The organism is Flavobacteriaceae bacterium GSB9, assembly GCA_022749295.1.
In the GTDB taxonomy this organism is placed as follows: domain Bacteria; phylum Bacteroidota; class Bacteroidia; order Flavobacteriales; family Flavobacteriaceae; genus Flavisericum.
The window spans coordinates 1,887,947-1,914,505 of sequence record CP062007.1 but is presented as its reverse complement, the minus strand read 5'-3'; the positions used below and the strand labels follow the sequence as shown (position 1 = coordinate 1,914,505).

The window sequence follows — 26,559 nt, the reverse complement described above, 5'->3', positions numbered from 1 at the left end:
AATAACAAAACAAGTATAACCGAGAGGTATACGATTATCGAAGGATAAGATTAAGACCTTAATTCATAATCACTCTCAAAATTAATTTAAAATGGCAAGATATACTGGTCCTAAAACTAAAATAGCTCGTAAGTTTGGCGAAGCTATTTTCGGAGACGACAAGTCATTCGAAAAAAGAAATTACCCTCCAGGGCAACACGGAAACAATAGACGCCGTGGTAAAAAATCTGAATACGCAATCCAGTTGCAGGAAAAGCAAAAAGCAAAATACACTTACGGTATTTTAGAGCGTCAGTTTAGAGGATTGTTTAAAAAAGCTAGAACAGCACAAGGTATTACTGGTGAGGTGCTTTTACAATTATGTGAATCTAGATTGGATAATGTCGTTTTCAGAATGGGAATTGCTCCAACAAGAAGCGCTGCAAGACAATTAGTTTCTCACAGACACATTACAGTAAACGGCGAGTTGGTAAACATTCCTTCTTACCAATTAAAAGCTGGTGATGTGGTAGCTGTAAGAGAAAAATCGAAATCGCTTGAAACTATTGAAAAATCGCTTTCAAATTCGAGCAATGTTTACGAGTGGATTACTTGGAACAACGAAACCAAGCAAGGAACTTATGTTTCTGTGCCTGCAAGAATACAGATACCTGAAAATATCAACGAGCAATTCATCGTCGAATTGTACTCTAAATAATAATTAACAACATTGGTACTTGGCCAAAGGGTTTGTTCGTACTTCTTCAAACTTATAAACCGCGCAACTAAGTAACAATTAAAACGAAGAAAAAAATGGCAGTATTTAATTTCCAAAAGCCCGACAAAGTAATCATGATTGATTCTACTGATTTCGAAGGTAAATTCGAATTCAGACCACTAGAACCAGGTTATGGATTAACAGTTGGTAATGCTCTAAGAAGAGTGTTGTTATCATCTTTAGAAGGGTTTGCAATTACATCAGTTAGAATTGAAGGCGTTGATCATGAGTTTTCAGCAATTGCTGGTGTGGTTGAAGATGTAACAGAAATCATCTTAAACTTAAAACAGATTCGTTTTAAGAGACAAATTGAAGATATTGATAACGAATCAATCTCTATTTCAATTTCTGGACAAGAACGTATAACAGCGGGCGATTTCCAAAAATTTATCTCAGGTTTCCAAGTGTTGAACACTGAACTAGTAATCTGTAACTTAGATCCTAAGGTTAACCTTAACATGGAAATCACTATTGAAAAAGGTAGAGGTTATGTGCCTGCAGAAGAGAATAAAAAAGCTTCTGCGCCAATAGGTACCATTTTTACCGATTCAATTTATACGCCTATAAAAAACGTTAAGTACAGTATTGAAAACTATCGTGTAGAACAAAAAACGGATTACGAAAAGTTAGTTTTCGAAATCATTACCGATGGTTCAATTACGCCGCAAGACGCTTTAACTGAAGCTGCAAAAACACTCATTCACCACTTTATGTTATTCTCTGACGAGCGTATCACTTTAGAGGCCGATGAAATTGCACAAACAGAGACTTATGATGAAGAATCACTTCACATGCGTCAGTTGCTTAAAACAAAGCTTATCGATATGGATCTTTCTGTTCGTGCGCTTAACTGTTTAAAAGCTGCCGAAGTTGATACTTTAGGAGACTTGGTATCATTCAACAAAAATGATTTAATGAAATTCAGAAACTTTGGTAAAAAATCTTTAACAGAGCTTGAAGAGCTTGTAAACGTTAAAGGTCTTAATTTCGGAATGGATTTAAGTAAATATAAATTAGATAAAGATTAATTCTAACTCCTTTATAGTTTGCTCCTTAAAAAAGTAGAAGCAAGATAGAGGTTTAAAACAAATGTCATGAGACACGGAAAAAAATTCAACCACTTAGGCAGAAAAACTGCTCACAGAAGATCAATGTTGGCTAATATGGCTTGTTCATTAATCGAACACAAGCGTATCAACACTACGGTAGCTAAGGCGAAAGCTTTAAAGCAGTTTGTTGAGCCAGTAATTACAAAGTCTAAGGAAGATACGACGCATAACAGACGTATTGTAATGTCTAAACTTAGACAAAAAGAAGCAGTAACCGAGTTGTTTAGAGAGGTGGCTACAAAAATAGCAGATAGACCAGGTGGTTACACTAGAATTATAAAACTAGGAAATCGTTTAGGAGATAACGCCGATATGGCTATGATCGAGCTTGTAGATTACAACGAAATTTATAACGCCGATAAGCCTAAGAAAAAGTCGACTAGAAGAAGTAGAAGAGGTGGTTCTAAACCAGCAGCTGCTCCAGTTGAAACTAAAGCTTCAAACGAAGAAGAATAAATGTTAACAGACATTTTAAATATAAAAGGATAAACTATTTTAGTTTATCCTTTTTTTTGTGCAATTTTGTAAAACTTTTCGAATTTATGAAATATCAAAAAAGACAAAAAGCCATCGTTCTACTAGCAGATGGTACAATTTTTTACGGTAAAGCTGTTGGTAACAAACAAGGTACATCATTTGGTGAGGTGTGCTTTAATACAGGGATGACCGGATACCAAGAAATTTTTACGGATCCGTCGTACTACGGACAACTTATGGTAGCCACCAACGCACATATTGGTAACTACGGAACCAATGCAGATGAGGTGGAATCTGATTCTATTAAAATCGCTGGGCTCATAGTTAAAAATTTTAGTTACGACTACTCTAGAGATGCAGCCGATGATTCATTGGGTAATTTCCTTGAAAAGAACAACCTATTGGCCATTTCAGATGTCGATACCAGAGCCTTAGTAAGTTACATTAGGGAGCACGGAGCTATGAATGCTGTTATTTCAACAGATGTTGATAATATCGACGGCCTTAAAAAGCAATTGGACGAAGTGCCTAACATGGAAGGTTTGGAGTTGGCTTCAAAAGTATCAACAAAAGAACCGTATTGTTTTGGTGATGAAAATGCAACTTACAGAGTCGCAGCTCTGGATATTGGCATTAAAAAGAACATTCTACGAAATATAGCCAATAGAGATGCATATATAAAAGTGTTTCCTTATAATGCAAAATTCGAAGATTTACAGGCATTCAATCCAGATGGATACTTTTTGTCTAATGGACCTGGGGATCCTGAGCCTTTAGAAGAAGCCCAAGCCGTGGCCAAAGAGATTATTAAACGTGACTTACCATTATTTGGTATTTGTTTAGGTCACCAAGTTATAGCATTGGCCAATGGAGCAACAACGTATAAAATGTACAATGGTCACCGAGGAATAAACCATCCGGTTAAAAACTTAAAAACTGGTAAAGGAGAAATTACATCTCAAAACCACGGGTTTGCAGTAAATAGAGAATCAGTTGAAAACAACCCAGAACTAGAGGTAACCCATGTACATTTAAATGATGATACCGTTGCTGGTTTGGCTATGAAAAATAAAAATGTATTTTCGGTTCAATACCATCCAGAAGCTAGCCCAGGGCCACACGATTCATCTTATCTTTTCGATCAATTTATAGAAAATATAAAAAAGCAAAAGTTAAGCACAAGTGAGGTGTAGGCATTTGTTTTTAAGGAATGTAGTTACTAAAACGTTGTAGCCGTTTTTGTGATAAATTCTTAAAAAACATCTTAAATTAAACAAGATTTAAACGTAAATTTGAAGTAACAAATTTGAATATAAAACAAACCAATTATGAGTATAATAATTAACGTTCATGCTAGACAAATTCTAGATTCGAGAGGAAACCCTACGGTAGAAGTAGATGTAGTAACAGAAAATAATATTTTAGGTAGAGCAGCTGTGCCGTCAGGAGCTTCTACAGGAGAGCACGAAGCCGTAGAGTTGCGTGATGGTGGAGATACTTACATGGGTAAAGGTGTATTAAAAGCAGTAGAAAACGTTAATACCATAATTGCCGAAGAGTTAATAGGAATCTCTGTATTCGAACAAAACCTAATTGATAAAGTAATGATTGATTTAGATGGTACGCCAAATAAATCAAAATTAGGAGCTAATGCAATATTAGGAGTGTCGTTAGCGGTAGCTAAGGCTGCAGCCAACGAGCTAAATATGCCTTTGTACAGATATGTTGGTGGGGTATCGGCAAATACACTTCCAGTTCCAATGATGAACATTATCAACGGTGGTTCACATAGTGATGCGCCAATTGCATTCCAAGAGTTTATGATTATGCCGGTTAAGGCCAAAGATTTTACACACGCTATGCAAATGGGAACCGAAATTTTCCATAACCTGAAAAAGGTATTGCATGATAGAGGCTTGAGTACGGCTGTTGGAGATGAAGGTGGTTTTGCACCTAATTTAGAAGGCGGTACTGAAGATGCTTTAGATTCTATAAAAATAGCAGTTGAAAAAGCAGGTTACTCTTTTGGTGATGACGTTATGATTGCACTCGATTGTGCTTCTGCAGAGTTCTATAAAGATGGAAAATACGATTACACTGAGTTTGAAGGTGATAAAGGAAAAGTAAGAACATCAGCCGAACAAGCTGAGTACTTGGCAGAGTTAACATCAAAATACCCAATTATCTCTATTGAAGATGGTATGGATGAAAACGACTGGGAAGGTTGGAAATTATTAACCGAAAAGATAGGTGATAAAGTACAATTGGTTGGTGATGATTTATTTGTAACCAATGTAGAGCGTTTGTCAAGAGGTATTGAAAACGGTATTGCTAATTCAATCCTAATCAAAGTAAACCAAATCGGTTCTTTAACCGAAACGATTGCCGCTGTAAACATGGCTAAAAATGCTGGATATACTTCAGTGATGTCTCACCGATCGGGTGAAACGGAAGATAATACCATTGCAGATTTGGCGGTAGCATTAAATTGCGGACAAATAAAAACAGGTTCTGCATCACGTAGCGACCGTATGGCAAAATACAACCAACTACTTCGTATTGAAGAAGAATTGGGAGATGTTGCTTATTTTCCTCAGGAAAAGGCGTTCAAAGTGAAATAATGCCTATTAAAAATTTTTAAGAAAAGCGATTATTTTTTAATAATCGCTTTTTTTTTTGAGTGCAATTGTAATAATCTGTTAATAGATTAAATCATTCTAAATTATCTTTAGAAATAAGGGGATATTTCGTAAATTAGCATTCTTCTAAACAAAAAAAACTTACAAAACAGAATGGCAAACACAGCTAGTATAGAAATAGACGGAAAGAAATACGAATTACCTTTAGTAAAAGGTACAGAGGATGAAGTAGCAATTGATATCACGAAGCTTAGAAGTGCAACAGGTGGCGTAATCACTTTAGATCCAGGTTATAAAAACACAGGGTCTTGTGAGAGTGCCATTACTTTTTTGGATGGCGAAAAAGGGATTTTAAGATACCGTGGGTACTCTATTGAAGAGTTGGCAGAAAAAGCCGATTTTTTAGAAGTAGCCTATCTTTTAATTTTTGGAGAGTTGCCAACAAAAGCGCAAAGCGAAAAATTTCATAGCGATATAAAAGCTGAGTCTGTAGTTGATGAAGATGTTCACAAGATATTGGATGCTTTTCCAAAAGCAGCACACCCAATGGGAGTATTGTCGTCTTTAACCAGTGCGTTAACGGCGTTTAACCCTTCAAGTGTTAATGTGAATTCTGAAGAAGACATGTATAAGTCTGTTGTACGTATTTTAGGTAAATTCCCTGTTTTGGTTGCGTGGACTATGCGTAAGAAAAGTGGATTGCCACTAGATTATGGTAATAAGAACTTAGGGTATGTGGAAAACATTTTGAAAATGATGTTTAAAGTGCCTCATGAAGAATATACACAGAACCCAATTCTAGTAAATGCGCTGGACAAATTGTTAATCCTTCATGCAGACCACGAGCAAAACTGCTCTACTTCAACGGTGAGAATTACTGGGTCTTCGCATGCAGGTTTGTTTGTTTCGTTGGCTGCAGGAATATCAGCACTTTGGGGGCCACTTCATGGAGGGGCAAACCAAGCTGTACTTGAAATGCTTGAAGCGATTAAAGCGGATGGTGGAGACACTAAAAAGTATATGGCCAAAGCTAAAGATAAAAACGATCCTTTCCGTTTAATGGGATTTGGTCACAGAGTATACAAAAACTTCGACCCTCGTGCCAAGATTATTAAAAAGGCGGCCGACGAGGTTTTGGGCGATTTAGGTGTTGAAGATCCTATTTTGGGTATTGCCAAAGGACTTGAAAAAGAAGCTTTAGAAGATCAATACTTTGTTGATAGAAAATTATATCCAAATGTAGATTTCTATTCAGGTATCATTTACAGAGCTATGGGCATACCAACAGATATGTTTACTGTAATGTTCGCCTTAGGTCGTCTACCAGGTTGGATAGCACAATGGAGAGAAATGCGTTTGCGCAAAGAACCTATCGGAAGACCAAGACAAATTTATATTGGAGCTACAAAAAGAGATTTTGTGCCAATGGATAAGAGATAAATAACACTAGTTATTGAAATAAAAAAGCTCCTTAACATTTTAGTTACGGAGCTTTTTTATATTTACAACATGATAAAACTCAATGTTAAAAACGAAGTTTCGCGGTTGCGAACCGTTATTTTAGGAACTGCAGAAAGTAATGGTCCTGTGCCAAAGGTAGAAGATTGTTACGACCCCAAAAGCATTGAGCATGTTTTGGCCGGAACTTATCCCAAAGAAACAGATATGGTACAAGAAATGGATGCCGTTGCTAAAGTTTTTAAAAAATACAATGTAAAGGTTTTTAGGCCAGAAGTTATTAAGGATTGCAATCAGATTTTCACACGCGATATTGCCTTTGTTATCGAAGATAAAATTATCCGTTCTAACATTTTACCCAACAGAGAACAGGAAGTGGAGGCTATTAGGTATGTTTGGGATGAAATAGATCGCTCAAAAAGAATCCTGCTTCCAGAGGAATGTCATGTAGAAGGTGGTGATGTTATCCCTTGGAACGATTATATTTTTGTTGGGACTTATTCAGGTGAAGATTACGCAAAATTTATTACCGCACGTACGAATATGGATGCCGTAATTGCTATTCAAGAACTCTTTCCTAATAAAACTGTAAAGTCTTTCGAACTCAGAAAATCGAACACCAATGCTAAAGAAAATGCGCTGCATCTCGATTGTTGTTTCCAGCCCTTAGGAAAAGGTAAGGCTATTATCCATAAAAATGGTTTTCTTGCTGAAAAAGAATATAATTGGTTAGTTAATTTCTTTGGAAGAGAAAATATTTTTGAAATCACCAAAGACGAGATGTACCAAATGTATAGTAATGTTTTTTCTATATCGGAAGAGGTGGTGATTTCAGAGAAAAACTTTATTAGATTAAATAATTGGTTGCGCCAAAACGGTTTTACTGTTGAAGAAGTTCCGTATGCAGAAATAGGTAAACAGGAGGGGCTTTTAAGGTGCACCACACTTCCGTTAATTAGAGATTAAATTAAACTCTTTAAGTTGTTTAGACTGTGTGATTTCTGTGTTTTTAAACTCATTAATAGCCACTTGGTATAAATTGTTAGAGCCTGTTTTAGAGTATTCATTTTCAATAAAACCACCCAAAATCAGTAATTTATCATCACAGAAATACATGTGAGGTTCTTGAATATTTAGTCTAATGTTGTATTCGTTTAAAACACCTGAAACAATATTGAATGTTAAAATTTTTCCTTTAGTGAATATGTAAATACTATTGTTGTGATATGCCAAACCAGGTCTGCTACAAGGCTCAAATATCTCTCCAATTATTTCCCACACTCCTGTTAGGATGTTGTATCGTTCAACTGTTTTTAATGGTTTTCCATTGTTTCCTCCAATTAAATAGATAAAATTATCAATAAGAATGCCTTTGGCTTCCTTACATTCAAGCATATTGTTCAATTGATACCAATATCCTGTCTCAGTATTAAGCATATGGGCTTTATCAGTGAAAGTTTTTTGGCCTTTCTTGTCCTGTTTGATAGAACCGCCCATCATGATCAGGTTATTCTTGTAATTAAAGGAAGCAAAATTTATAGCTTGGTGTGGGTTGGTTTCGTCTAGAATAACCGAGTCTTTTTCCAAATTTAAAATTTCAATGGTATGGTCTAAATACTCTTTTTTATTATTGTTAGACAAACGTTTGCCTCCTAAAACATAGATGTTCTTTTGAGATAAATTAATGTTGTGATAAGCACGTTCTCTAAATCTAATATCTGAAATATACCATTTGTTTTCATTAATACTATAAACCTGTAATTGGTTCCTGTATCCTACCCAAGTAGGGTTTATAGATAGCCTTTTTAAGAGGTCCTTAAAACTTGAATTGGGAAATTTAGCAACTTCAAGAAATGCCTTTTTTTCCGTGTCTTCTAGATATGAACCATTGCCCGCAATAACATAAATAGAATCCTTAATTAAAGAAGAACCAAAAGCGTAAACAGGTTTTTTCATGGAAGCCAACCTTTTTACAGGTACATGCTTGTTGAGTTTTTTTTGGGGGTTAATAATAACAGGATTAAGGTTTTCCGTTTTTTTAATTAAAAGTATATCGAATCCTTTTTTCCTTAAATTAGACAGGGTAATGGTTTTGGGGATATAATTGACATGAGAGAATAATATAGAATCATTTGCTTTTATATTAAACTTTAATTGGAAAAAGCCATTTTGGTCACTTACAGTGCCTTTTTTTATGTTTTTCACATGTATTGAAACACCTTCGATTGGTAAGTTTGTTTGATGGTCCAAAACTTTCCCAGCTATGTTTTGAGAGATAGCAGAAAAAGTAATTAAAAATAAAATTAAGGTTAATTTCATTGTTCGTCCTTGAAACTTTACTATTTTCAAAAATTATACCCAATGATAAAGAATAAAGTTAAATAATCATACTTTTGATATTTGAAGTTAAGTTTATATGCAACAAATTACAAATACTGTTTTAATGGTCCGTCCAGTTAATTTTAGGATGAACGAGCAAACTACCGTAAACAATTACTATCAAGAGTCAACAAACTTGTTGCCTAATGACGCTACAGCTAAGGCACAGCAAGAATTTGATGCTTTTGTTGAAAAATTACGCGCAGTTGGAGTTCGTGTTATTGTGGTAGAAGATAATGAGGAAACCGATACGCCTGATGCCGTTTTTCCTAATAATTGGGTGTCATTCCATGAAAATGGCGATGTTGGTGTCTACCCCATGTTTGCCGAAAACAGGCGTCTGGAGCGGCGAGAGGATGTCTTGGAAATACTTGAAGTAGAAGGTTTTATAATTGAAAATATTATCGATTATACCAGCGCAGAAGATGATGGTGTTTTTCTTGAAGGAACGGGCAGTATTGTTTTAGACCGTACAAATCAAAAAGCCTACTGCGCCTTGTCGCCAAGGGCCGATGAAGATTTGTTTATAGAGTTTTGCGAAGATTTTGAATACACTCCAGTCATTTTTAGAGCAAACCAAACTGTTAACGGAAAGCGCAAACCTATTTACCATACTAATGTTATGATGTGCATAGCCGAGACGTTTGCCGTAATTTGTTTGGGCAGTATCGATGATAAGAACGAACGCAAAAATGTCGTAAAACATTTAAAAGACAATGGTAAAGAGGTTATCGATATTACTGAAGAACAGTTAAAACATTTCGCTGGAAATATGTTACAGCTTAGAGGTAAAAATGATGAGCGTTATTTGGTTATGAGCCAAGCAGCATATCAAGCGTTAAATACAGCACAAATGGATACTATAAATGAGCATTGTAAAATAATATATAGTTCTTTAGAAATAATAGAAACTTGTGGGGGAGGCAGTGCTCGCTGTATGATGGCCGAAATATTTTTACCTAAAGCTAAAGCTTAGCGCTTGTTGGCTAATCCGAGGGTTTTGATTTTGGTAGCTGCACGTAGAATGTACTACCAACACCTTGGGTGCTTTCTACCCAAATTTTACCATTGTTGAGTTCTACCAATTCTTTGCAAATAGACAGTCCTAAACCAGTGCCTTTTTCATTATCGGTGCCCCTAGTTGTAAACGAACTGTTTTTAAATAATTTTTCTAGGTTTTGCTTCGAAATACCAACACCTGTATCGGCAATACTGATGATACAACTACCATTGCTAATGTGGTTGGAAATGGTAATCGAGTCACCACGGTTACAAAACTTTAAGGCATTGGCTAATAGGTTTTGGATAACGATTTCGACCATGCTTCGGTCTGCATAGGCAAAATCACGTAACGAATGGTCAACCAAGGTTATGCCTTTGTTTTCCATTCTAGGCTCAATAAGTTTTACTTTTTCTTCAAAAACTTCCTGTACATCAAAAAGAGTGGGTTTAGGTGCTAAAGATTGCATTTGCGATTTAGACCAATTTAACAAGTTGAATAATAAAAGTGAAGCATTATTGGCATTTTCACTTAGCTCTGGAATTAGATTATCGAATTCCTCTCGAGAAAGCGAGCCATCTCTAAGTAAGTCTATGAAACCGTTTATGGACGAGAGCGAGTCTTTTAAATCGTGTGATACAATAGAGAACAATTTGTCTTTCACATTATTTACATTCTCAAGGTGCTTGGTTTGTTCTAAAAAGGCTTCGTTCTGTAGTTCTATTTTAATATTCTTCTCCTCAAGCTCCTGCATATATTTTATGTTGCTGTTTCGCTTTAAGTAAATAAGAACCAAAAAAGTTGAAACAATGGCAAGAGCCGCTAATAGCCCGTAAAAAATCAATTTAAATTTACCTAACCGGTCTTCAGATTTAGGTAGAGCTGCCATAGCTTCTTTGTCTGTTTCGGTGATTTTTTGGGAAGGGGTGGTTTCTGAATTAAAATTAAAACCTTCATGCTTGGCGGGGCTTTGGTCCACTACAGCTTCATTCTTTTTTAGCGCTTTGTTAAGTTCGTAATATTCACGTTGCCAAACAAAAGCCTTATTGAATTGCCCTCTTGTTGAATCGAGTGTTTTAAGTAGTTTGTAATGTTTTAGTAATTCAATTTTATTATCAAGGGCTTTGGCTAATTCTCCAGCTTCCTGTAATTGTTTTTCGGCCGTTTTAAATCGGTTTTGTCTAATGTTCAAATCGCCCAAATTGTTCAATGTTAAAAGCATTCCCAATTTGGTGTTATTGCTGTGGTTGAGGTTATAGCTTTGTACAAGATAGGTTGTGGCGTTGCCATAATCGTTAAATTTTAGGTATTCGCCACCTAATTTTGGCAATATAACACTACGGAGCGAATCGTTTAACGAACTGCTTTGTAAAACTTTTTGGTAATAGTCTATAGCCTTACGATGCTCTTTTCTGTTGGAGAAAAGTTCAGCTAACTTTAAATGAGATTCATTGATGCCCTTAACATCATTCAATATTTTTTGTTTTTCAAGAGCTTTTAAGTAAAACTCAATGGCATTGTCGTAAGCATTGATATTGTAATAGGCTTTAGCTAAGTTGCTGTAGGCGAGGTTAAGATCTTTAGTTAGGTTGCGTCTTTCCAGTTCATTTATTGCAGAAAGTGAAAACTGTAATCCCTTAGCGTAGTTGCCTCGTTTTATTTCAATAAGGCCGATACTATTGTTCACTTTGGCAACCCCTAGTGTGTCTTTTAATTGGTTAAAAAGGCTTTTGGATTTATTATAGCCGCTAACCGCATTTATATAATCGCCTTTGTGAGCATAGATTAATGACTTGTAGTAGGTGATTTCTGCAATAGCTTCAGTATAGTTGAGTGCGTGCGAAAGCTTTTCACTTTCAATAATGTATTTTAACGCACGGTCAAAATCATTGATGTCGTAAAGCGACTTAATAAGTTTTAAGGAGGTATCAACCTTTAAGGAGTCTTGCTCTTGAAAAGCGAGTTTTATAGTCAAGCTATCTATATCATTGTCATTAGCCTGCGAAAAGCTAACAGATATAAACAATAACATAAATAAAGTAATTATTCTCCTCATATAATGGTTAAATCACAACAGAAATAAAGCCACGCTTAAAGGTGTCTTATATTTGAGGGAAAATAAGAAAGCTTTACTAAGCTGTAATTGTTTATTAATTAATTTCAATCCAACTAAAATGGAATAATAGCATTACTACACAAAAGTTGAAAAAAGAGATATAATATTCTAATTTCTGCGTTTTAATACCAATAAATTAGATGAAAGACCATTGGTAAAAAAGCATAAAAATCGACGAATAGACAAACGGCAAAAAACATAGAATAAAGGTATAAAAATCGATAAAAAGCCTACTTTCTCTTTTGGTGTATTTATTGTTTTTATAAGGTTTTGAAAATGTGCTTTTTATAAATTTTTAGAAAGAGCGGCTTTTAATTTAATATGCATTGTTGGTTTTTTAAAAAAAGTTACTTGACAAGTAAAAAGTCTAATGGGTTATCTCTTTTTAAAAGGGTTTAAATCTTTATCTAAAAAGTCTATCTTTGCACACCTAATAAATGCACAAAATGAGTTTGCAACAAACCCTTACCAACAAAGTAAAACAAGCCGTAAAATCCAATTTTGATGTAGAATTGGAAACTGTAGAATTTCAAGCCACCAGAAAGGAATTTGCTGGTGATATTACAGTAGTAGTTTTTCCTATGTTACGTTTTGTGAAAGGCAACCCTGTTCAAATCGGGGAAACCATTGGTAACTATTTAGTTGAACATTCTGAGAACGTAAAAGGGTTTAATGTTGTAAAAGGGTTTTTAAATATTGAAATAGCAGACTCGTATTACATCGATTTTTTCAATAGTATAAAGGCGAATGCCTCTTACGGATTGGTAGAGCCCAGTACTGAAGAAAAAGCTATTATGGTGGAGTATTCATCGCCAAATACCAACAAGCCCTTGCATTTGGGGCACATTCGTAATAACTTGCTGGGATATAGCGTTGCCGAAATTTTAAAGGCTTCAGGAAAAAAAGTATATAAAACCCAAATTATAAACGACCGCGGTATTCATATTTGTAAAAGTATGCTGGCTTGGGAGAAATTTGGTAATGGAGAAACACCAGAAAGTACTGGCTTGAAAGGCGATAAATTGGTTGGTAATTATTACGTAAAGTTTGATCAAGAATATAAAAACGAAATTCAGGAACTGATTGCTAACGGAAGCTCGGAAGAAGACGCCAAAAAGAATGCGCCTCTATTAATAGAAGCCCAAAATATGCTCCGTAAATGGGAAGCAGGCGACAAAGCTACCGTAGCCCTTTGGGAAAAAATGAACGGTTGGGTATACGATGGTTTTGATGAAACCTATAAAAACCTGGGCGTTGATTTCGATACCTTATATTACGAAAGTAATACCTATTTGTTAGGAAAGGAATTTGTGGCAGAAGGTTTAAAATCTGGCGTCTTTCATAAGGAGGAAGATGGTTCGGTGTGGTGCGATTTAACTGAAGAAGGTCTCGATAAAAAAATAGTACAACGTGCCGATGGTACTGCGGTTTATATGACCCAAGATATTGGTACGGCCATACAGCGAATTAAAGATTTTCCGGATGTGGGCGGTATGGTTTATACCGTCGGTAATGAACAAGACTACCACTTTCAGGTACTGTTTTTAATCTTAAAAAAGTTAGGTTTCGATTGGGCCAAAAACCTTTATCATTTAAGTTATGGTATGGTAGATTTGCCCAGTGGTAAAATGAAAAGCCGTGAAGGTACGGTAGTTGATGCCGATGACCTGATTGACGATATGGCCAAAACCGCTGAAGAGATTTCAGAGGAACTGGGCAAACTCGATGGCTATTCTGAAGAAGAAAAGCAAGAGTTGTACAAAATTATAGGTTTGGGTGCGCTGAAGTATTACATTTTAAAAGTAGATCCGAAGAAACGCATTTTATTCGACCCTAAAGAATCTATCGATTTTCAAGGGAATACAGGGCCATTTATTCAATACACCTACGCCCGAATTCAGTCTATTTTACGAAAAGCTAATGTCGATTCAACGGCTACACTAAACGCTATTAAAGTGTCGCTACACGACAAAGAACGCGAGCTTATCAAACAAGTACAATTATTCCCAGAAGTGGTGCAAAACGCTGCCGAAAACCACAGTCCGGCCTTAATTGCTAATTACACTTACGATTTGGTAAAGGAGTTCAATTCATTTTATCAAAATGTCTCCATTTTAGGAGCTGATTCAGAGATTGAAAAAATATTCAGAGTACAGTTATCCAAAACGGTAGCAAATACTATTAAAAATGCGTTTGGGCTTTTAGGTATTCAGGTACCCGAGCGAATGTAAGTGGTGAAATAGTTTAATGGCTAGTATAAGTGTTCGTTTTAGTACCGCTTGTAAAATGTTGTTTTTATTCATTATATAAATACACGGGTTATTCCTATAAATAAAAATGAAGTTATGTATATAAAAATAGTTTTATAAAGCTTATATCGCACATGAAGTTGGATTTTTTCTGAACTTGACACCAAGAATATAGAATAGCATAAACGGGATAAGCATAGCTGCATGAAAAATTCCAATATTATGTCTTCAGTGCCATCTTCATCTTAATTTTTTTTCAATCTATTAGAGTATAAAAAAAGGATATTTACAATCCTAATAGTGTTAATAGAATTTAAATGCGCTATAGTGGTGTATTGTTGGCAAACTTATTTTTTTGGGGGTATTATTTGTTAATCCAATCAACAACAAAGCCTAAAAGGTGCCTGGGGACAACATGGCCTCCATCAAAAGTTTTATAGGTTACATTGTATCCATTATTGCTTAGAAGGTCGCGAGCTGCTTCAGCGAGTTCAGGGGGTACAGCTTTGTCCTTTTTTCCTTGAATAATAAGGGTTCTCACACCATTAGCATCTCTAATATTGTCTGATCCCAGCCAATCTTTGTCTACAACAGATCCAAAAATAATCATACCATCGATTTTATCGTGATGATGAATACCCGTTAGGTAGGTAATAATGCCTCCTTGCGACATTCCTGCGAGATATATTTCTTCTATGTTATATTGTTCTTTTAAGTCCTTTATAACCTGTCCCATTTGGTTTTCTGAGGTCACGCGCATGGCAGCCTTTTCCATTTTAGAAGCAGGTCTTTCAAGCATAATATAGGTGGAAATATCATATAAGAACCATTCGTAGCCAATGGTTCCGTCCCTCCTTAAGTAACTGTAGAGTGCCTCCGGTGTGGCATAGATAAAACCGGCATCAGTAAAGGGTTTGCCTAAACTTTGAAAACTTTCTGCTGTGCCTCCAAATCCGTGAAGTCCAATAACTAGAGTGTGTTTTTTAGTTGAATCGTAATTATCTGGAAGTTTTACTATCGTAGGCGTAAAAGCCTCTACTTTACTCCATAAAACTGAATTGTCTTGTATCGTATCATTTTGGGCTTGGCCGGAATTGAAATTAGACAGGCATAGGCACAGCAATGAATAGATTAATAAATTTGCTTTAGTCATGTTACTATTTTTAATTTATGTGGTTATACGCTGTTGTAGCCAGTTTTTTATTTTACCCCAAGCTACTACTTTTACTCCTTTCGAGTAATGAATTATACTTGGTTTTTCGTTTATTAATTTTTTAAATCTCTGATAATTTAATTCCAACTTTTGCAAGTCAACTTCATTAATTGGCCATTCTAAATGATGTATTTCAAATTCATTAATCGACTCATTAGTATCTTGGAAAAGAGCATGCCTTTCGGTTAACCACTTATCCAATTCCGTTTTATCGGTCAATTCTATTCCAATTTTAAACTCTATGTTGAGTTTGTCATTGAATACTAAATTTTGCGATTGGTAATTTTCGTCTGTTCTTTTAATTTTTGAATATCTATACGGAAGTTCTGAAATTCCTTTTGCGAATTTGCATGATAAACTTTTTCCACCTTCAATGCTCAAAAAGTAAACCCCAGTTTTGTTGTTTGATTTAACATAAGTTCGAATATTTATCTCGTTAAAATCCGATATTGGTGGATAGGCAGGTAAATTTTTCGGTCTAACCTTTTTCATTGTAAAGGCGACAACAGAAACCCAAGGTTTTTCCTCAAAAAGGTCAATCTCTAATTCATTTGGTACGAACTTTTTTAATTCGGTCAAGTCAACTTGATAATGAAGAAATATTACATCATTCCACTCTTGATAAAACTTCCAGCCGTCAGTCGGAATTTCCCAAGGTCTGTGTTTAGTCGTATTTAATATTTCCCGAATTGTCATTTCTCAAATTGGCTACAACGTATAAATAAACACCATTGTGTTTATCGTCATAAAATCTGCACTTGTAAATATAACAACTACAAAATCAAACTAAAAATTTTTCGTACAATTGAAGAGCTGCTTTTAAAAATAAACCCTAAAGCTTACATTGGGTGTAATGCCCAACGATTCGTTTTCTACTTTATTGATGTTGTTGTCGCTGTCTAAAGTGTAGTATGTGTTGAGGATGTTCCTTTTGTTGAGGATATTCCAAATCGAGGTGCCAATAGTAGCCCGAGTGGCATCAGAAATATCAAAGGTGTAGGTAGCCGAGCAATCGGTGCGTAAATAATCATCTAAACGACTGCTATTGGGCGAAGCGTAGGTAATGTTGTCTTCATTGGGGCTGTCGTTAATATGCGGTTCAGTTTTGGGTTTTCCAGAATGCCAATTAACCCCTAAAGCCAATTTAATGTTGTTATTGGTATAAGTACCCGCAACGCTAACAGCATGGTTAATGTCGACATTGTTTGGGAAAGGGGTGCCGTTGTTTAAATCATCAAACTGGTAGTTGTTGGCGCTGTATGAATACGACACCCAACTACTTACTACCTTATTAAATTGCTTGTTAAGTAGTAGGTCAATGCCTTTAATATCATAGCTGCCTATGGCATTTACATATTGGTATTGGTTTTGAAAGCCTTGGCTACGGGTGGTAATACCGTTTACTTTTTTAAAATAGGTTTCGGCACTTACGAGAAATCTGTCTTTATTAAAATGAATGCCAGCAGATATTTGTTTGCTGCGCAAAATTGGGATGGGGTTTATGGTTTGATTGCCATTTACAATAACTTCGGTATTGTTGTTAGAGAGTGCCCAACGGCGTTTTTCAATGCCCAGAAAATCGTTCTGTAAATCGATAATCTGCGAAGTGGTCTGGCTTTTAAACTCGCCCAAAACCTCTAGCCTAAAATGATTTAAAAACCGCTGGCTGAAACTCAATCGGGGTTCGGCCAAAACTAAATCGAATTTCCCAAAATAATTTAAACGCGCGCCCAAATTTAAGCGGGTTTTAGCATCATTTGATAAATATTGTGTCTCAGCGTAGGCTGAATGTGTTCGCAGAACGTCTTTAATGTAACTTCTAAAAACAGGGTTGTTAACATCTTCTAAATTACTAATGCCCACTTCGGTAAATTGGTAACCACCGTTAATCTTAAAATTGAGATTGGGCGTATAGTTGAGGTCCAGTTTTACGGCACCGTCGAACACCTCGTTTTCTTGGATGAGCCGCTGATTGTTTAGAATGTCGAAATTTGTAGCATCCAAATCATAATTAGTTACGTAAACCTGTGTGGTGGTGGCTAGTTTGTTGTTCCAATCTCTGGTATATGTTACACCAAAAGCTAAGTTATTCTGAATTAAATTACTATTAAGTGCTTCGCTTTCATCATTAATAACTGATTGTTCATCATAGTTAAAGTGGTTGTTGACATTTAAAAAATGAAAACGGATTTTGTCTTTAGGAGTGACGTTGTATAGAAATTTGGCCTTGATGTCATAAAAATAGAAGTTTTCGTTCTGGGAGATGAAATTATCGTTTTGTTTGGCATCATTAAAATCAGAATCTTGAAAGATACGTTTAAAGTATTGCTCGTAAGTAACTGTGCTTATGAGGTCTGTTACAGAACGTCTTGCGGAAAATTGCAATTCGGTATTGTGCGATAACGGAATTTTAGCAAAACCATCGACGTTAATAAAATTGAAGCCCATTCCAGCTTTAAATTCATTATTGATTTCATTGGGCAATTGCATATCGATAATACTCGAAACACCGTCACCGTATTTGGCTTGCGAGCCATTTTTAAAGATGGAAACTTTCTTTGTGGTGTATGGGTTAAATGCAGAAATGAGCCCGAAAAAGTGCCCCGATTGATACATTTTTATACCGTCCCAAAGAAACAGGTTTTGGTCGTGTGTGCCACCGCGAATGTTTATGTTGGAGACCGTTTCGTCGGCACTCAAAACGCCCGGAATGGCTTGTATAGTTTGCAATACATCGGGTTCAATCAGCCCAGGTAAGATACCAAAAATTTTGGGTTTTATAGATAGTGAACCATCGTTTAGTTTGTTGATTCCCGTGGTTAAATAATTGGTAACAAAAACTTCTTTTAACTTTTGGGGTAAAAATTCAGCTTCAGTGGATTTCGGAGCTTTAATAACAATGAATTGGTTGTCCAATATTTCAAAATCAAGTTCGGTTTCCATCTCAAGGAATTCCAAAGCGGTTTCCAAAGAAAAATCAACGTTCGGTTTGTAAGCTACTTTGTCCTTTATGGTGTCGTCAATATACGAAAAACTAACACCGTATTGTTCTGAAAGAGTTTTTAAAATTGTGCTAAGCGGTTGCTTTTCTTTTTGAATGTTTTGTGCGCAAAGCGAGGCTACATTCAAAAAAAACAAGGAAAAAACAATAGAAATAATAAGGTTTCTATTCACGCTTTAATGTAATCGTATTGTTGGTTTTACTATAGGTTACATGTAAAGGTAGGGTAATTGATTTTAAGGCTATATCCAAATTGTTGTGGGTAAAGCTACCTGTAAACACTTGATCGGAGTTAATGCCCAAAAGCGTAATGTTGACTTGGTATTGGCGTTCAAACTCAGCAATTACCATTTTATAAGGTACACTTTTAAAGGTACTGGTGTTGTTTAACCACGAAGGCTCGCTGCGGTTTTCTTTTTCTTTAGCAATACTTTTCCCATCGATAATTAAAAAACTGTCACCAGGTTTTAATTTCGTTTCTTGAGAATTGTGGGTTACCCCAACAAGCCCTTCGTAGCAAATAACTTCAAAATAATGGTTCCGCTGTTTTACATTAAACTGCGTACCGTAAACGGTAACGGTACCTGCCGATGTTTTTACTTTAAACGAAGATCCTTTGGCTACTTTAAAAAAGGCTTCGCCTTCAAGCGCTACTTCACGCTCATTTTTCCAGTCTTTTTTGTTAAATACCAAGTACGATTTGGCATTTAGCGATACACTCGAGGCATCGGGCAGTTTTATGGTTGTTTTTTGTGCGTATTCTGTAGATATTCTTGTATCTAAAGTGGTTATATAATAATACATGCCAAAGCAAATGGCTAATACAGCAGCAATACGTAAAACAGGTTTTAACCAATGCGTATTGGACTGTTTTTTACTTTTAATAGTAGATAAAACGGTTTCCAGTTCTTTGGACGTATCGTAATCCTCGGCTTTAAAGGCTTGTAAATTGCTGTTTAACTTAACCAAATCGCCATAGTCTTCAAGCTGTTTAAAAGCTTCAAGTTCCTGCGGATTGAGGTTGTAATCCAGCCATTTTGATATGAGTACTTCTCGGTTCATCGTCGTATATTCAATTATATAACAATTGAGTTTTATTTTTTCCTACCCTGGAGCATTATTTTTTGAAAAAAAAATATTTTCAGAATAAAATAATAGTTTCCAACAACCAACAACCAACAACCAACAACCAACAACTATAACTCCTTGATGTCTTTGCGTAATTTTTCCAACGCACCGTAAATACGCTTTTCAACGGCTTTTGTTGAAATATCCAAAATCTCAGCAATTTCCTTAAACCTTTTGCCCTCAACGCGGTTCATCATAAAAGCTTCACGCTGGGCTTCGGTTAAATTAGCCAAGGCTCTTTGCAGTTTGTCGTTATATTGAGATAGCTGCATTAAAAATTCTGGACTTTCGTTGGTGCTTATTTTAGGTTTGGTCTGTTGATATTTTAAAACCACTTTCTGGTGGGCTGCTTCGTTTAGCATTAAATTATTAGCAGTGGTAAATAAAAAACTCTTGGCTTTATCAGGCGAGATCTTAGCACAGTTTTCCCATAATTTGATAAAAGCTTCCTGCATTTTGTCTTTTGGATTGAGCAATTCGCCAAATTTATAGTATAAAAAGTTGTATAAGTTTTTAGAGTGTTTTTTGAAAATGGAAGAAAATAAATGTTCCTCACAAATATGGTTATGCAGTTGTTTTCCCATTTTTATTGGTAGTTGGTGCCACTAAAATAAGGCTTTTCAAATTTTGAAACTTTGAAATTTTAAAACTTTTTTAGAGTCAAGGGTAGGAATTTTTAAAGTTATCCTGTTTTATAAATAAAAAGCTATGTTTTACCCAAAATCACTAACTATGAAAACTAACATGAAGACGCTATTATTGATTCCTTTTTTTGCCCTATTGATGCTAACGTCTTGTCAGGAGGAAGCCATAGAAATTACGCCTACTGACGAGACCGAAGCACTTGCCCCAGAATCAGAGTTGACCAGTTTAATGCTCTCAACTTCTACCATGGATGGATCTGCTGATAACATTATTGACGGTGCTAGCTGTTTGTCTGTTGAATTACCTATTACTGTTAAGGTAAAAGGGCTGGAAATTATCATCGATTCTAAAGAAGATTTTAAAATCATTGAAGCTATTTTCAAAGAGTTTGATGATGACGATGACGAGCTGGATATCATTTTTCCAATTACGGTTGTACTTTCAAACCATGAAGAAATTGTAATCGAAAACGAAGATGCTTTAGAAGATTTGGTGGCAGATTGTAAAGGAGAAAACGAAGAAGATGACGATATTGAGTGCATCGATTTTCAGTATCCTATTTCATTTTCGGTTTACGATACCGATTTTCAAATAATCGATGTCATTACGATTGAAAATGACACACAATTATACCGTTTTATTAAACGTGTTAAAAATGCAGAAGTATTTGCAAGCCTTAATTTTCCTGTAACTATGGTGTTGGCTGACGGAAGCGAAATAACGGTAAATAATAATATAGAATTGGCACGAACCATAAAGGAGGCCAAAGATTCTTGTGATGAAGATGATGATAACGATTACGGTGACGACGATTTTACTAAAGAGAAACTAGATGAGTATTTAAAATTGTGTCCGTGGGTAGTATACGAATACCAACGAAACAATCAGGATAATACCGAAGAATTTAAGGAGTACGCCTTAAACTTTAAAGAAGAAGGTGTGGTTGTTATGCGAGCCAGAGGCGGCGATATTTTAACCGGTACTTGGAGTACTCGTGTTACAGATAGTGGTGCACTTTTAAAAATGGAGTTTGAAAATCTGGCCGATTTTACGTTAGAGTGGTTTGTTTATGATATTGAATACGGAAAAATTAAGCTTTACGAAGAAGGTGGTAATCGAATCATTATGAAGAAAAATTGTGAAGTGGTTATCGATATTACCAAAGACCGCATTGAAAAATTTCTACAAGAATGTATGTGGCGTATTGCCCGCTTAAATGTTGATGGGGTTGATAACGACAACGAATACATAGGCACACCGTTGAAATTTTATGCCAATAACATTGTAAAATTAAGAATAAATGGCGAGTTGGTTGAAGGGACCTATGAAATTGGTGTGAGAAACATTGGTTTTACACTTAAAATTATGCTTGAAGGCAGGCCAAACCTAAAACTAGAATGGTTAATTACGTTCTTGCAAGAAGATTTAATCAAGCTTGAAAATGCAAGTAATAAAATGATTCTTGAAAGACATTGCCCAGATATTGATGACGATTTAAAGTATGTGGATGATGTGTTAACAAACGGTCTGTGGGAAGTAGCGGCCTATCACGTTGAAAACGAAAACAACCCAGAGCCTTTCTATATGTACACTTTAGATTTTAGAGCTTCTGGAAGAATCGTGGTAACCGATCCCAATAATGGCGTTTTTAGCGGCGCTTGGCTGTCTTACAGAAAAGAAGGCTTAAACTTGGGCTTATATTTTGGAAGCAACGAACCATTTGCACAATTAAATTATAGATGGAAAATAAAAGAAATTACACCAAACAGGATTGAAGTGAAAGATCTAAACGCCAGCGGTGGTATAGAACGCATTTTAGTTCTGGAAAAGAAAGCATAATTATGTTTTTGGTGAAAAGGAAATCTGCATTTTCGGTTGGTTAGGTTAATTATCAGGTTTCCTTTAAAGGCTGTCAATTTAAATTGACAGCCTTTTTTTATACACATTATAGCATGTTTCTTGTCATAATACGCTTCAAATCATTAAATTTGCAACTCTAAAAATTTAGAAGAAATATGTTTAACAATTTAAGTGAAAAATTAGATAAGGCCTTACATGTTTTAAAGGGGCACGGCAGTATTACTGAAGTAAACGTAGCAGAGACTTTAAAGGAAGTTAGGCGCGCACTCTTAGATGCCGATGTTAACTTTAAAATTGCTAAGGAATTTACTAATAAAGTTAAGGAAAAGGCACTTGGACAAAACGTATTAACTACGCTTCAGCCAGGGCAATTGATGGTTAAAATTGTTAAGGATGAATTAACACAACTGATGGGCGGCGATGCAGAAGGTATTGATCTTTCCGGAAACCCAAGTGTTATTCTAATGTCTGGTTTGCAAGGTTCTGGTAAAACTACGTTTTCTGGTAAGCTGGCCAATTATCTTAAAAATAAAAAAACCAAAAAACCTTTATTGGTAGCCTGTGATGTGTATCGTCCTGCGGCGATAAACCAGTTGCATGTTGTTGGAGACCAAATAGGTGTTGAGGTTTTTAGCGATAAAGGAAATAATGACCCTGTAGCTATCTCTCAAGCAGCAATCGCACATGCGAAATCCAATGGACATAACGTCGTTATTATAGATACCGCTGGTCGTTTGGCTGTAGATGAGGCTATGATGACCGAAATATCGAATATCCATAAGGCTATCAATCCAAATGAAACCCTATTCGTTGTCGATTCCATGACGGGTCAGGATGCTGTAAATACGGCCAAAGCCTTTAATGATGTTTTAAATTTCGATGGTGTTATCTTGACTAAGTTAGATGGTGACACGCGTGGTGGAGCAGCTATTTCTATTAAATCTGTTGTCAATAAGCCTATCAAGTTTATCGGTACAGGTGAAAAAATGGAAGCTATCGATGTGTTTTATCCATCTCGTATGGCCGATCGTATTCTGGGCATGGGAGATGTGGTATCGTTAGTTGAGCGTGCCCAAGAGCAGTTTGATGAGCAGGAAGCCAGAAAACTTCAAAAGAAAATAGCTAAAAACCAATTTGGTTTTGACGATTTCTTAAAGCAAATCCAGCAAATTAAAAAAATGGGGAATATGAAAGACCTTATGGGTATGATTCCCGGTGCTGGAAAAATGTTGAAAGATGTTGATATTGACGATGATGCTTTTAAAGGCATTGAAGCGATAATTCATTCCATGACACCCAAAGAGCGTACCAATCCTTCTATCTTAAATGCCAGTAGAAAAAGGCGTGTAGCTAAGGGTTCCGGTACATCGGTTCAGGAAGTAAATCAACTTTTAAAGCAGTTTAACCAAATGAGCAAGATGATGAAAATGATGCAAGGTGGTGGCGGTAAAAAGATGATGCAAATGATGAAGAATATGCGTTAATCTTGTTAAAAGTTAAAAGTGTCATGCTGAATATGTTTCAGCATCTTAAAAATAACCTTTACACCTTAAAGACTTTACGAGAATAAATTCGTGAATTGGTGGTGAAAACTTATATTAAATGACAATCTTAGACGGTAAAAAAGTAAGTAACGACATTAAAGAAGAAATAGCCGACCATGTTAAATCTATGGTGGCTAAAGGTGAAAAAGTGCCGCATTTGGCTGCTGTTTTGGTAGGCTCTGATGGTGCGAGTATGACCTATGTTAATGCCAAGGTAAAGGCTTGTGAACGCATCGGGTTTAAGTCTACACTAATTGAACTTCCAGAATACACTTCTGAAGCCAAACTTCTTGAAAAAATCAATGAATTAAATACCAATGACGATATTGATGGGTTTATTGTGCAATTACCATTGCCCGAACAAATTGATGAGCAAAAAGTGTTAATGGCTATTGACCCCGACAAGGACGTTGATGGTTTTCACCCTGTAAATGTTGGTAAAATGGCCTTAGATTTGCCTACCTTTTTACCTGCAACTCCTTATGGGATTTTAGAGTTGTTGGAGCGTTACCAAGTACAAACTTCGGGTAAAAATGTTGTGGTTATGGGAAGAAGCCATATTGTGGGCCGCCCCATGAGTATTTTAATGAGCCAAAAAAGAACTGCAGGCGATGCCACCGTAACTGTGGTGCACAGCCGAACCAAGAATTTGGCTGAAGTTACTAAAAAGGCCGACATTATTGTGGCTGCCATTGGTATTTCGGAGTTTTTAACTGGTGATATGGTTAAAGAGGACGTAGTGGTTATCGACGTGGGGATTACCCGAGTGCCAGATGCTACTAAGAAAAATGGTTACCGATTGGCTGGCGATGTTGAGTTTTCAAGTGTAAGCCAAAAAGCAAGTTATATTACACCAGTTCCTGGAGGTGTTGGGCCCATGACGATTGCTATGCTTCTAAAAAATACGCTTTTAGCAAGAGAAAGACACGGATAGAAAGAATCACATATATTATTTTGAAAAAGGATTTTAGACTATGTTTGAAATCCTTTTTTTAAGCTTTTATTTTCGGGGTTTACTTTTAAATGTTTTAGTAGAATCTTTTAAAAGTTGATTGAGTTCGGAAAACTCTTCTTTAGTTAATTCGCGGTATTTTCCAACGGGCACATCTAATTTTATATTCATTATTCTTACCCGTTTTAGCGTTTGTACTTCATAATTCAAGTAATCGCACATACGCCGAATTTGCCGGTTTAACCCTTGGGTTAAAACAATTTTGAATTTGTATGTTCCCAGTTTTTCAACCTTGCATTTCTTTGTGGTTTTTTTTAAATCTTCAATATAAATTCCGCCAGCCATGCGTTCAACAAAGGTCTGTGAAATGGGCTTATCGACCGTAACAATATATTCTTTTTCGTGGTTGTTGCTGGCGCGAAGAATTTTATTCACAATATCGCCATCATCAGTTAAAAGAATCAGGCCCTCACTGGGTTTGTCTAATCTACCGATTGGGAATATACGCTTATGGTAATTGATGAAATCAATAATATTATCCTTCTCAACCGATGTGTCGGTTGTGCAAACTATGCCCACAGGTTTGTTGAGCGCTAGATAGACAAATTTTTCCTTAGTGTTTTTTATTTCTTTCCCATCAATGGCAACAATATCATTTGGTGCAATTTTGGTGCCCATTTCAGGTATATTTCCATTAATGGTTACCCTGCCAGCATCAATAAGTTTATCGGCTTCTCTGCGCGAACAGTAGCCTACCTCACTTAAAAATTTGTTGATTCGTTTTAATCCTTCTTCTGCCATAATTCAAAAATACAATAAACTTAATCTTCAAGAAAGTCTAAAATGTGTTGATATACTTTTTCAGATTTAAGACCGTGCCCAAAACCAACGGTTTTTACAAGCTTTGAATTGTCATAGTGCTTATAGATTTGAAGGGCGTCTTTATAAGAAATAATTCGGTCTTTTTTATCGTGAATAATGAGTCCGTCAGCCTTTAGGTTAGACGAAAAATTTTCCACGGTATAGTGCTCAGGAAGGTAGCCAAAGTGTTTTAGATAATACTTGTCCATTGCTTTTACAACGCGTTTGTTATAACCCATCATATTAACGTAATTGGTAATTACTTCATCAAAATTTGAAGGTGCGCCCAACAATATAAGCTTTTCAATTGGCAGTTTGTATTTATTGGCTGCCAGGACCGATGAGGTACCACCAATAGAATGCCCAATAATGATATTGGCATTATGCTGTTTAGCGACAAGATTAATGCATTCTGAATATAAAACGGCATTAAAGATTTTGCTTCCAGAATTGCCATGCGCCGGAGCATCGATGGAAACAATATTGTAGTGTTTTGTTTTTAGTAGTTCAATGAGGTTTTTCCATCTAAAGGAGTTGCTTTCCCAGCCGTGGGCAAGTAAAATGGTGGCGTTTTTACCTTTCCAATGGTAGGTGCTTAGTACAAAATCGTTGTATTGAATAGACTGTTGCTTTGCCGATTTAAGATATTCATTTTCTTCGTTCGTGAGCCTTCCTTTTTGCGGTGTTGAAAAAATTTTTACAGCTAATTTTGCGGCGTAACTAGGTAAGAGGTAACTCAGAAAATTAATTGACTTTCCAATAGTTTTTATGATAATTTTGCCCATGTGCTATTCCTCTCTATTTGCTGAATCCATGGAGAACGCCGGTGTGCAAATAGCAATGTATTCGCATACTTCGGTAAAAGGGTTGGAATATTGAACTCTTGTGTTTTTTTCGATTTTTATAGATTGGCCAGCTTCTAAAACTATGGTTTCATCCTCAATAATAAATCGTTTTTTGCCTTTTATGATGAAGGTATACTCATCAAATTCTGGTGTTTGAAATGGTTCGCTCCATCCGGCAGGGGCTTTCATGTGGGCAATACTGATGTTTTTGGAGCCCGTTGTAGCAAGTCCGAAATGTTCTTTAATTACTTTGCCATTTGAAGCAGGTACAACAAAAGGACTGTTTTGTATGGTGTATTTTTTTTTCACTTATTTCAATAGTCAAT

General features: G+C 35.9%; 22 protein-coding genes. 12 read left to right on the top strand and 10 right to left on the bottom strand.

Translation table 11 applies throughout. The features are described 5' to 3' along the window. Window positions 1–91: 91 nt before the first annotated feature. The 7 genes from rpsD to GSB9_01658 all read left to right on the top strand — a co-directional run bounded on the left by rpsD (window position 92) and on the right by GSB9_01658 (window position 7,406). Complete coding sequence (rpsD, locus tag GSB9_01664; protein ID UKM65102.1) at window positions 92–697, top strand: 30S ribosomal protein S4; 606 nt, start codon at window positions 92–94, stop codon at window positions 695–697. A gap of 95 nt (window positions 698–792) precedes the next feature. After that, entirely contained in the window at window positions 793–1,785 is a 993-nt protein-coding gene (locus tag GSB9_01663) for a DNA-directed RNA polymerase subunit alpha (GenBank protein UKM65101.1), read from the top strand. A 66-nt stretch (window positions 1,786–1,851) separates the two neighbouring features. Beyond that, window positions 1,852–2,322 (top strand): 50S ribosomal protein L17, encoded by a 471-nt coding sequence (rplQ, locus tag GSB9_01662; protein ID UKM65100.1) that lies wholly within the window; start codon window positions 1,852–1,854, stop codon window positions 2,320–2,322. A gap of 86 nt (window positions 2,323–2,408) precedes the next feature. Further along, window positions 2,409–3,536, top strand: a complete 1,128-nt coding sequence (gene carA, locus GSB9_01661; GenBank protein UKM65099.1) for a glutamine-hydrolyzing carbamoyl-phosphate synthase small subunit — start codon at window positions 2,409–2,411, stop codon at window positions 3,534–3,536. Window positions 3,537–3,671: 135 nt separating this feature from the next. Next, window positions 3,672–4,964 carry a phosphopyruvate hydratase gene (eno, locus tag GSB9_01660; GenBank protein ID UKM65098.1) on the top strand — a complete coding sequence of 431 codons (1,293 nt, stop codon included), beginning with the start codon at window positions 3,672–3,674 and terminating at the stop codon, window positions 4,962–4,964. A 171-nt stretch (window positions 4,965–5,135) separates the two neighbouring features. Beyond that, on the top strand, window positions 5,136–6,422 hold the full coding sequence (locus GSB9_01659) for a citrate synthase (protein ID UKM65097.1): 1,287 nt from the start codon (window positions 5,136–5,138) through the stop codon (window positions 6,420–6,422). 69 nt (window positions 6,423–6,491) lie between these two features. Then, complete coding sequence (locus tag GSB9_01658; GenBank protein ID UKM65096.1) at window positions 6,492–7,406, top strand: arginine deiminase family protein; 915 nt, start codon at window positions 6,492–6,494, stop codon at window positions 7,404–7,406. On the opposite strand, the gene GSB9_01657 is transcribed toward GSB9_01658, so the two are convergent. Further along, on the bottom strand, window positions 7,392–8,759 hold the full coding sequence (locus GSB9_01657; protein ID UKM65095.2) for a carboxypeptidase-like regulatory domain-containing protein: 1,368 nt from the start codon (window positions 8,757–8,759) through the stop codon (window positions 7,392–7,394). The genes GSB9_01658 and GSB9_01657 overlap by 15 nt on opposite strands. Window positions 8,760–8,856: 97 nt before the next feature. Here GSB9_01657 and GSB9_01656 point away from each other — a divergent pair, with 97 nt between their 5' ends. Then, a complete protein-coding gene (locus GSB9_01656) occupies window positions 8,857–9,795 on the top strand; it encodes an arginine deiminase-related protein (protein ID UKM65094.1) in 939 nt (312 codons plus the stop codon). A 10-nt stretch (window positions 9,796–9,805) separates the two neighbouring features. Here GSB9_01656 and GSB9_01655 read toward each other — a convergent pair whose 3' ends face one another. Beyond that, window positions 9,806–11,875 carry a tetratricopeptide repeat-containing sensor histidine kinase gene (locus tag GSB9_01655; GenBank protein UKM65093.2) on the bottom strand — a complete coding sequence of 690 codons (2,070 nt, stop codon included), beginning with the start codon at window positions 11,873–11,875 and terminating at the stop codon, window positions 9,806–9,808. A 506-nt stretch (window positions 11,876–12,381) separates the two neighbouring features. On the opposite strand from GSB9_01655, the gene argS reads away from it, so the two are divergent. Beyond that, window positions 12,382–14,166 (top strand): arginine--tRNA ligase, encoded by a 1,785-nt coding sequence (argS, locus tag GSB9_01653; GenBank protein UKM65091.1) that lies wholly within the window; start codon window positions 12,382–12,384, stop codon window positions 14,164–14,166. Between the two features lie 382 nt (window positions 14,167–14,548). On the opposite strand, the gene GSB9_01652 is transcribed toward argS, so the two are convergent. From GSB9_01652 to GSB9_01648, 5 genes are all read right to left on the bottom strand, one after another. Next, window positions 14,549–15,337, bottom strand: coding sequence for an alpha/beta hydrolase (locus GSB9_01652; GenBank protein UKM65090.1), 789 nt, complete (start codon window positions 15,335–15,337; stop codon window positions 14,549–14,551). A 15-nt stretch (window positions 15,338–15,352) separates the two neighbouring features. Further along, window positions 15,353–16,093 (bottom strand): DUF2071 domain-containing protein, encoded by a 741-nt coding sequence (locus GSB9_01651; GenBank protein UKM65089.1) that lies wholly within the window; start codon window positions 16,091–16,093, stop codon window positions 15,353–15,355. 123 nt (window positions 16,094–16,216) lie between these two features. Then, window positions 16,217–18,571, bottom strand: coding sequence for a TonB-dependent receptor plug domain-containing protein (locus tag GSB9_01650; GenBank protein UKM65088.1), 2,355 nt, complete (start codon window positions 18,569–18,571; stop codon window positions 16,217–16,219). Continuing rightward, entirely contained in the window at window positions 18,564–19,460 is an 897-nt protein-coding gene (locus GSB9_01649; protein UKM65087.1) for a FecR family protein, read from the bottom strand. Before GSB9_01649 ends, GSB9_01650 begins: the two co-directional genes overlap by 8 nt. A gap of 134 nt (window positions 19,461–19,594) precedes the next feature. Beyond that, entirely contained in the window at window positions 19,595–20,110 is a 516-nt protein-coding gene (locus tag GSB9_01648) for an RNA polymerase sigma factor (GenBank protein ID UKM65086.1), read from the bottom strand. Between the two features lie 148 nt (window positions 20,111–20,258). On the opposite strand from GSB9_01648, the gene GSB9_01647 reads away from it, so the two are divergent. The 3 genes from GSB9_01647 (at window position 20,259) to folD (ending at window position 24,509) form a co-directional block, all read left to right on the top strand. After that, window positions 20,259–22,010: a hypothetical protein gene (locus GSB9_01647; protein UKM65085.2), complete on the top strand. Its 1,752-nt coding sequence runs from the start codon at window positions 20,259–20,261 to the stop codon at window positions 22,008–22,010. Window positions 22,011–22,186: 176 nt separating this feature from the next. Next, entirely contained in the window at window positions 22,187–23,515 is a 1,329-nt protein-coding gene (gene ffh, locus GSB9_01646) for a signal recognition particle protein (protein UKM65084.1), read from the top strand. A gap of 118 nt (window positions 23,516–23,633) precedes the next feature. Beyond that, window positions 23,634–24,509 carry a bifunctional methylenetetrahydrofolate dehydrogenase/methenyltetrahydrofolate cyclohydrolase FolD gene (folD, locus tag GSB9_01645; GenBank protein UKM65083.1) on the top strand — a complete coding sequence of 292 codons (876 nt, stop codon included), beginning with the start codon at window positions 23,634–23,636 and terminating at the stop codon, window positions 24,507–24,509. A 66-nt stretch (window positions 24,510–24,575) separates the two neighbouring features. Here the strand turns inward: folD and rluF are convergent, their stop codons facing one another. Genes rluF through GSB9_01642 form a run of 3 tightly spaced genes read right to left on the bottom strand, consistent with a single transcriptional unit; the run spans window position 24,576 to window position 26,542 of the window. After that, window positions 24,576–25,328 carry a 23S rRNA pseudouridine(2604) synthase RluF gene (gene rluF, locus GSB9_01644; protein ID UKM65082.1) on the bottom strand — a complete coding sequence of 251 codons (753 nt, stop codon included), beginning with the start codon at window positions 25,326–25,328 and terminating at the stop codon, window positions 24,576–24,578. Between the two features lie 20 nt (window positions 25,329–25,348). Further along, window positions 25,349–26,173, bottom strand: a complete 825-nt coding sequence (locus tag GSB9_01643) for an alpha/beta hydrolase (GenBank protein ID UKM65081.1) — start codon at window positions 26,171–26,173, stop codon at window positions 25,349–25,351. A gap of 3 nt (window positions 26,174–26,176) precedes the next feature. Further along, entirely contained in the window at window positions 26,177–26,542 is a 366-nt protein-coding gene (locus GSB9_01642) for a cupin domain-containing protein (GenBank protein UKM65080.1), read from the bottom strand. Window positions 26,543–26,559: the final 17 nt, after the last annotated feature.